The organism is Hymenobacter perfusus (assembly GCF_003944765.1).
GTDB lineage: Bacteria > Bacteroidota > Bacteroidia > Cytophagales > Hymenobacteraceae > Hymenobacter > Hymenobacter perfusus.
In genome coordinates, this window is sequence record NZ_RWIU01000014.1 from 1 (window position 1) to 7,324 (window position 7,324).

General features: G+C 53.6%; 8 protein-coding genes. 4 read left to right on the top strand and 4 right to left on the bottom strand.

Annotated elements, in window-relative coordinates:
• Nucleotides 1-759: 759 nt before the first annotated feature.
• The gene (locus EI293_RS21915; protein ID WP_125440699.1) at nucleotides 760-1,029 is read right to left on the bottom strand and encodes a hypothetical protein; all 270 of its coding nucleotides are present in this window, start codon (nucleotides 1,027-1,029) and stop codon (nucleotides 760-762) included.
• A gap of 485 nt (nucleotides 1,030-1,514) precedes the next feature.
• Here EI293_RS21915 and EI293_RS21920 point away from each other — a divergent pair, with 485 nt between their 5' ends.
• The 4 genes from EI293_RS21920 (at nucleotide 1,515) to EI293_RS21935 (ending at nucleotide 5,178) form a co-directional block, all read left to right on the top strand.
• Nucleotides 1,515-2,468, top strand: a complete 954-nt coding sequence (locus tag EI293_RS21920) for a replication initiation protein (protein ID WP_125440700.1) — start codon at nucleotides 1,515-1,517, stop codon at nucleotides 2,466-2,468.
• Nucleotides 2,469-2,478: 10 nt separating this feature from the next.
• Nucleotides 2,479-2,757 carry a hypothetical protein gene (locus EI293_RS21925; protein ID WP_125440701.1) on the top strand — a complete coding sequence of 93 codons (279 nt, stop codon included), beginning with the start codon at nucleotides 2,479-2,481 and terminating at the stop codon, nucleotides 2,755-2,757.
• A gap of 413 nt (nucleotides 2,758-3,170) precedes the next feature.
• Complete coding sequence (locus tag EI293_RS21930; protein ID WP_125440702.1) at nucleotides 3,171-4,316, top strand: hypothetical protein; 1,146 nt, start codon at nucleotides 3,171-3,173, stop codon at nucleotides 4,314-4,316.
• Between the two features lie 61 nt (nucleotides 4,317-4,377).
• Entirely contained in the window at nucleotides 4,378-5,178 is an 801-nt protein-coding gene (locus EI293_RS21935) for a hypothetical protein (protein ID WP_125440703.1), read from the top strand.
• Between the two features lie 139 nt (nucleotides 5,179-5,317).
• Here EI293_RS21935 and EI293_RS21940 read toward each other — a convergent pair whose 3' ends face one another.
• The 3 genes from EI293_RS21940 to EI293_RS21950 form a co-directional block, all read right to left on the bottom strand.
• The gene (locus EI293_RS21940; protein ID WP_125440704.1) at nucleotides 5,318-5,986 is read right to left on the bottom strand and encodes a hypothetical protein; all 669 of its coding nucleotides are present in this window, start codon (nucleotides 5,984-5,986) and stop codon (nucleotides 5,318-5,320) included.
• A gap of 17 nt (nucleotides 5,987-6,003) precedes the next feature.
• On the bottom strand, nucleotides 6,004-6,960 hold the full coding sequence (locus tag EI293_RS21945) for a relaxase/mobilization nuclease domain-containing protein (protein ID WP_170170500.1): 957 nt from the start codon (nucleotides 6,958-6,960) through the stop codon (nucleotides 6,004-6,006).
• An 8-nt stretch (nucleotides 6,961-6,968) separates the two neighbouring features.
• Nucleotides 6,969-7,324: plasmid mobilization protein (locus tag EI293_RS21950; RefSeq protein WP_125440706.1), on the bottom strand; the 356-nt coding region annotated here is incomplete at its 5' end.

Consider the following 7,324-nt stretch of genomic DNA (forward strand, 5'->3'; position numbering starts at 1 on the left):
CCCATGGACTTGCGGTAGTCCTGGGCCTCGGCGGCCAGCTCGCGGTGCTCCGCCTCAGTGAGCCGCACCGAGACGGTGTGCACTTGGTGGGGCGTCGTCTTGGGCTGACGGCCCCGCCGGCGGGGAGTGGGAAGGAGCGGATCAGGCGACATAGCAGGCACCCCCGAAGGGGCAAGTTAAGTGAGCCCGGAGGGCGAACGGGTTTTGAGTGAAGCGAAAAACATAACTTGCTTTCCCCCGCTAAAACGACCGGGACCGCGCCTCAAGGTACGACTTTCTCCCTACCGCCCCACACGTGCGGCTATCCAATTCCTTCTGATCTTTTCCACTGTCTCGGAGCTTAAGGAGTGAGGCCCTTTCGTGGTTGATACGTTTCGCACTGGTCCCTCTATCTTTGGCCCACTTGCACGGTTGTCACCCCGCCAACGCGACGTCTGAAAAGACGAAGCCCCGGCTGGTGACACAGCCAGGGCTTCAGGAAGTGGGTGGATTCAGCACCCTTACTCCCAAGCGAAAATGGGTAAACGTGCAAAGGCGAAACCAGCTGGTCAGACTAACTGGTTCCGCATCTCCCTCGAGCTGCTTAAGGCAGCCCTGGGGGGAGCAGTTCGAGCTGTGATCAGTCACTGGCTCGGGCATCCGTAGGATAACGGCGATCTGGGCTTCGGCCCGGGTCGCCGTTTGTACGTGCGCCGGTGTTTTTCGGACAACGCAAATATAGCCCCTTTACGGCATTCACAACCGCTCCCTGACCTCTGCCTATCCGGCAGCCTGTTCGATGCGCACAGCGGTGCAGGAAGGGCATCGTGCGTGCAGTTGGGCAATGGCTTCGGGTAGCACCGGGTTGGTGGCAATGGGGCCCTGATAGAGCGCCAAGCTCCAGGCATTGCCTGAGCCCACCGTGGTCTGCAGGAACTCTCGGGCCTTGGCCTTCGTGAAGGCCTCGTCGCTGTAGGGCTCGATCTGGTAGAACTTCACCAGCACAGTGCCCAGCGGGGTATTGGTCAAGCGAAAGGTGTGGTCAGCCATGGCACAAAGTACGCCTAGCCGGGTGAAACTGCTGAAAGAGCCCGGTCTGTGAGGCCTAGCCAGTATAATTAAGTATTTGACAATCAAATACTTAATACTTTTTTGTGCCGCGCTCAGTGTCGAAGGGCTTCGTGTTTGTTTTGGCTGTTTTTTGCTATCGGCAATCCTGTGGATCCACACTTTAAAAGCTTTTTTGACTCGCGCGAAACAACAATTGGTGTATTTGTAAAGCTTTGTTCTATTTGAGGGGCTTGCAACCTGCTGTATATCAGATTGCTAACTCAGTTGAAAACGGGTTTTAATGTGTCTCAAACGGGTTTTAATGTGTCTCAAACGGGTTTTAATGTGTCTCAAACGGGTTTTAATGTGTTTGAAAACGGGTTTTAATGTGTCTCAAACGGGTTTAAAAAATGAAATTTGTTTTTGAAACCCGTTTATACGTATTATTGCATTAGTAATCAATGTATAAGATCATGAAAGACTGTATGAATAAAGAATTAGAAATTCGGCAACATAATGCATTGACGAATGCTCGTTATGAGTACACTGAACTGCAGCTTGATTTGTTTTTCTTCTTGGTTTCTAAGTTACGTAAGGACCAGAAATCCGACACTTATGAGTTAAATATCAAAGAGTTATCGGTCTTGACTGGTAAGAAATATGATTTAGCCTATCTGCGAAAAGCCACTGAAGATATGGGCTCGCGAATGTTTGAAGTAGAAACCCCAGAGCGTCATATACAGCTCTGGATGTTCCGTAGTGTGGAGTACCTCAAAGGATTGGGCATCATAGAAGTATCACTTTCCGACAAGATTATTCCCTATCTATTTGAGCTTCAGAGCAATTTTACTAGCTATGGCTTAGCATCGGCACTGCGCCTCACCAGCAAATATGCTAAGCGGATTTATCCAATTTGCAGCCAGTGGAAAGACCTAGGCGAAACCAAAAAGCACGACATTCAGGACTTTAAAAGAATGCTTGGTCTGCTTGACGATAAGGGCCTTGATAAAATGCCTAGGACTAGTGACTTCAGGAAAAGTGTACTGGATATAGCCGTTAAGCAAATCAACGAGCACACCGAATTGCACATTAGCTATGAGTTGGAAAAGCGTGGTAAAACCTTCAAAAACATCACGTTTAAGGTCAGGCCCCAAGCCTTAGCTGATACTGTTCCTTTCGACTTGGTGGCCACTGCTCAGCCTCTGCCAGGTGTTCAACAAAGCCATTTTGATAATGCCGCCCGGGTCCTAGACGAGCTGCGTATCACGGATGCCAAACACCGGCAAACCATTCTCAGCAGCCCGGCCCACGTCGCCGAGGTGAACCGCTACAACCACGACCTGAAAACAGGTAAGGTCAAAGCATCCCGAAATCCGGGGGGCCTGCTGCTCGTTCGCTTGGGCCTGGTTGCCGCTAAAGCGCCTAAGCCCCTAGCCTAACTGTCACCCTATGCGGCACAAGATCTACCTCGAACTCGTCGTCTTGAAGCCCGAAAACGCGGTGCATCTGACCGAGGCCGAACAACACGCCATTCCGTGCCATTTTCTACTCGCTCAGGAGGCGGAGAAACGCATGCTGGTCATTGAGTACACTCCGGGGTCCGAACGGGCCACTAGGGAGCGGATTATCGCCGTGCACCTAAGGGCTTATTCCCGCCGTTACCAGATCCTCAGCTACGAGGTGTTTGACGACTTCGTGCCAGCGCTGCCAGCCCCCTTGGTGGGCTAAGAGCTAAACAGGATTTTAGGGGGCAGTGGGGAAGTGCAAATAGTGCCTCCTTCATCTGGGTTTTGTCCCTTAACATAATCCTAGTTATAAGCGAGACCTTGGAAAAGTGGTGGTTTTGGCCCTCCTGAACAGTACTCGATTAGCGTGGTACTTTACCAATAAGCTATTTGGCCCAGTACTTCTCGTAGGGCAGAGTCAAGAGACTGGAAATATTGTTCAGTTCTCTTAACGATAGTTCGTTGTACTCTGCTAGCTTTGAGCCACGTATCCTGCTCTGCCCTCGCGGCTCTCTATCATTACCTATTGCTTGTGTTTTTCGTGCAGCACGCTCCTTAGAGTTAGTGTTTCCTCAGTTCGTTACTACACTGTGCGAAAGAGAATTACTGTGTCCCATTCACCATTTATCTCTTTATATGCTCCACCAATTCTCGCTTTCGGCTCGGCGTTTCGCCCTGCTCACTTCTTGTGGTCTGCTCCTAGCCAGCACGGCTTGCCAAAAGGAGCAAGATTCCTCTCCCTCTCCTCTAATGTCTACCAGTAAAGTAGATGCGAAAGAGCAGGAGCCTATTGCAGTACGCGGAGGAAAACATTTGAAGTTTAACACCCGCAAGGCTTTTGAGAAAACCATGCGTGAAATAGGCAATTTGGCTCCTGGTGAATCCGCACAAACTCATCTGGAGAAGTGGGAGAAAGCTCACAACTTTCTTTCATTACGAGCGCACAAGGCGAAAAGAGCCACTCCCCAAGGCACACAGGCTTCGTCTACTCAAAACCTAACTAGCTCTGCTCAACTACTCTCTTCCACGCAGTCGGCTTCTATTATTGAAGAACCAACTGGCGGGGACGAGATTCTGGGCACTTATGAAACACCTGCCTCTGAGCAGGATTATTTAACAGACGACTTTCTAGCAAGTGTTCTTTCACCCGATTACACAGTCCAGATCGGAGAGAATATCTACCGGCTTGATGCAGCAACTGATCGGATATATTACACTTCTGCGGACAACACGACCCTTTACGACGAACTAATTAGCACTCCTACCTCACCGGAAATCTATTGGTACCCGACGGATCAAAATGTATTGGATCTGCAGGAAGCCGGTATTTCTGGGGAGCCTGCTGCTAGCTTGCGTTGGACCATTGGTATTGGCTCAGGGATTGGTTGTGGTCCAAACGCAGATCGCAGAAAAAGCGAAGGAGGGGTTATTTACAGTAAAAATCAACGCCTAGACTGCAAACTAGTGTATGAGAGTGCGGGAATTTACTTCTCGATCATCGCCAAGGCGCAAAATCAAAAGAAAGTGTTGGGCATCTGGTGGTCTCAACAAGCGTCTGTTTCGCTATTACCTCGGCCAGGTGCGATGTGGGAAGAATTATGCGTAGGGTATGGAACCAGTGATTTTGGTAGCTACTCCAATAGCGGTGGTTATGGAGATAACAACACTGTCTCTCGACGGTATTATCAATCCACTAGAGGCCTAAAAAGCTACAATTGCACAGTTGGTTTTGCTGTAGGAAACGCACAAGCTGGTCCTTTCCATATTGAATTTGCTCGCTAGAAGAACTTGCCCCACCCAAGCAGATGATCTATCTGCTTGGGTGGGGTTTTCTTTCCCCACCATGCGTTCACACTACCTTCTGCTTTTTGGTTTAGTCTACTGGGCATGCTCAGGAGAAGCGTTTGCACAAAAGACGCTCTATTTGGATGCTCAATTAGGGGGCGAATATGCTTTTGCAGAAGGAGCACATTTGGGTGTAGGACAACGCCCATTTAAAGGGCATGAATTCTTAATAACCCCGTTTGTAGCGCCCATGCTACGCCTACAATTCAATGACACCAAGGGATTATCAATAGGCTATTCAGGTGGCGGATTAGGCTGGGGATATAAGCTTCAAGTTCCCAGATCCATGAGCTACGGCTCTTATGGCGGCGGCTATGCAGGCCATGCTGTAAGTGTCTACCTCGATAGAATCCCGGTATTATTCAACCGCACCCTCGCCCAATTTAATTTCAAGGAGATCAACTCGGAACAGGAGTTATACTTATACTCCTTGAAAATAGATCTATTTGCGGGGGGTGGCGTGAATTATGTGCGAGGTTTCTGTGAATCCTGCAATTTAAATGCGGGCCTAGTATCCCCTCAGGATACCATTATTTTTCGTCAGCAACCCGCGATAGTGCGCCACTGGGGAGGCTATGTTACAGCGGGAGCTATAGCTCGAATGTATCGTTTGGGTAAGGAAAGACTCAATGTAACCGTATTCCTTAATCAAGGACTTACGACCATGATGGAGGTCCCTGTACAATACACTTATAATAGTGGACAAGGAGCTATCAAGTTGCGAGTGCGAGGATCTGGTGTGGGGATACTAGCGGCCATACCTATTCGTCTAAAAACGTTTAAAAAACGGATACCCTAAAGCCAATAACCACTTTTTCTCCTTCCCTTTTTACTTAGCAATGTTCAGCTGTACACGCTAAGCATCCAACCGTGTTATATTCAATACAGAACTGCTTACTGATGCAATAGGTACACCCCAAACCCTATTTCCAAGCATACTAAGGTGTCTGCAGTGGTGCCGCTGGAGCCACATATTTCGGAAAATAGGGGGCACTCTTGGGGAAGTTCTTGCGGTAAGCCTGCACCTGGTCAAGATAGAATGTCCCCTCTTTGCGCAGTCGCCCATTGGCCTGCCGCAGCTGCTCGTTCTCCACCTGGGCCTTTTCCAAGTCCGCTTTCGGTACCCGCGAAAAATGCCCGCTCACCAGCAGCGTCAGCAACACCAGTACCACCGGTCCCAGCGTAAAGCCCACCGTCGAGCGCCAGTTCTCCAAGACGTTCAGCGGCACCTGCCGGGGGATGCGCTGCGTCGCGGCCTGCAAGCTGACTTCAGCCGCTTTCAGGGCCGCTAGCCGTTCGTCCAGCGCGGCCGTCATGGTCTTCTTCCGGTCGTCCAAGTAGTTAATCAGCTGGTAGCCCGTGTCCTGAAACACCTTCGCCTGCTGGTCCACCTTGCCCACCAGTTGCTTGGCCACTGCCTCGCTGTTCACGTGCAGCGTCAGCGGCCGGTCCCGCTCGGCCAGCTTCACCAGCGCCTGTACCTGGTCTTCCGTAGCCGGCAGGGGCCGTTTGTTATAAGCCCGTAGCTCCTGGGCAATGCGTTCAATCTCGGCCATCAGCGTGGCCACCCCGTTGCCGGGAGTAGGTGGGGGTGTAGGTTGATTCATCACAAAAGGGAAAGAAATTAATCGATCTCAAAGCCCCCGCCACGGCGCTCAATGGTGGGTCGGGGGGTGTTAGGGGTCTGCTCCAGGCGCGGGCGCTCCTGGGTCGGTAGCTTCTCGGCTTGCTCAGCCTGCCGCTTCTGCGCCGCGTACTGCTGGCCGAAGGCCTCCAGTTCCAGCTCCAGCCGCAGCTGGCCATACTGCTGGCCGGCCGCGCTCACTTCCGCCCGCTGCTGCTGCACCTGCGCCTGTTGCGCTTCCAGCGTCTTGGCCAGGTTATTCCCGCTGTAGGCCCGCCCCACCTCGCTGCCTTTCAGGTAGTGGCCCTCATGCTCAAACACCACGGCCTGCAGCCGCTCCTTCTGGTAGGTGGCCTGCACCCCGATGCCGTCCCGCTGCAGCGCGGCCGTCAGCTCCTCAGCACTGGTGACGTGGGGCAGGTGCCGGCTCAACGCGTCCTGCACGTACAGCTTGGCCGCTGCCCGTTCGGGCAGCTGCTCGCGCACCGCCCTGCGGTTGTCCTGGCTGACCTGCTGGGCACTGACCAGCCCGTACTGCTTTTCCAGCTGCCGGCACGCCTCCAGACTATTCCGGTAGTTGTGCTGGTCACTGATCGTAGCGCCCTCATTGTCCACCCGGTTGACGATCAGGTGGGCGTGGGGGTGGTCTTGGTCCCGGTGCCGGATCAGCGCCCACTGCGTGCCTTCCGGGTCCACCTTCATCGCCTGCAGGTAGGCGCGGGCAATCTCCTCCATCCGCGCGTTGCTCAGCTGCTCCTTCTCCTCCGCTGGCCAGGCCAAGGCCACATGCATCACCGCCTTGCCCAGGTTCGGGTTCAGTTCCCGCTGTGCGTTGAAGTCCGCCGCCATATGCGCCGCCGAGTTGCCCCGCACCCCTTCGGTGGCCAGCACCTCACTGCCCTTCTCCTCCCCGAACACATACTGGCAGATGCCCCCGAAGCTCTTGCCAATTTTCACCTTGCCGATCATCGCGCCGAGTCCGGGGCTAGCTCCTCAAGCAGCCGGTAGAGTTGTACCAATACTTGCCGCGCCCCCTCGCTCACGTTGTGCCCCGCGTGCAGCTGCTTGGTGAGTTGGTTCAGGTTGCCGGCCATCCCAATCAGCTGCCGCAGCTGCGCCACTTCCTCCACCGTGCGCGGCCGCGGGGGCCGCGCCGCGTCGGGCGTGCCCGCCCACACCGAGCGCAGCACCTCGCCCATGGACTTGCGGTAGTCCTGGGCCTCGGCGGCCAGCTCGCGGTGCTCCGCCTCAGTGAGCCGCACCGAGACGGTGTGCACTTGGTGGGGCGTCGTCTTGGGCTGACGGCCCCGCCGGCGGGGAG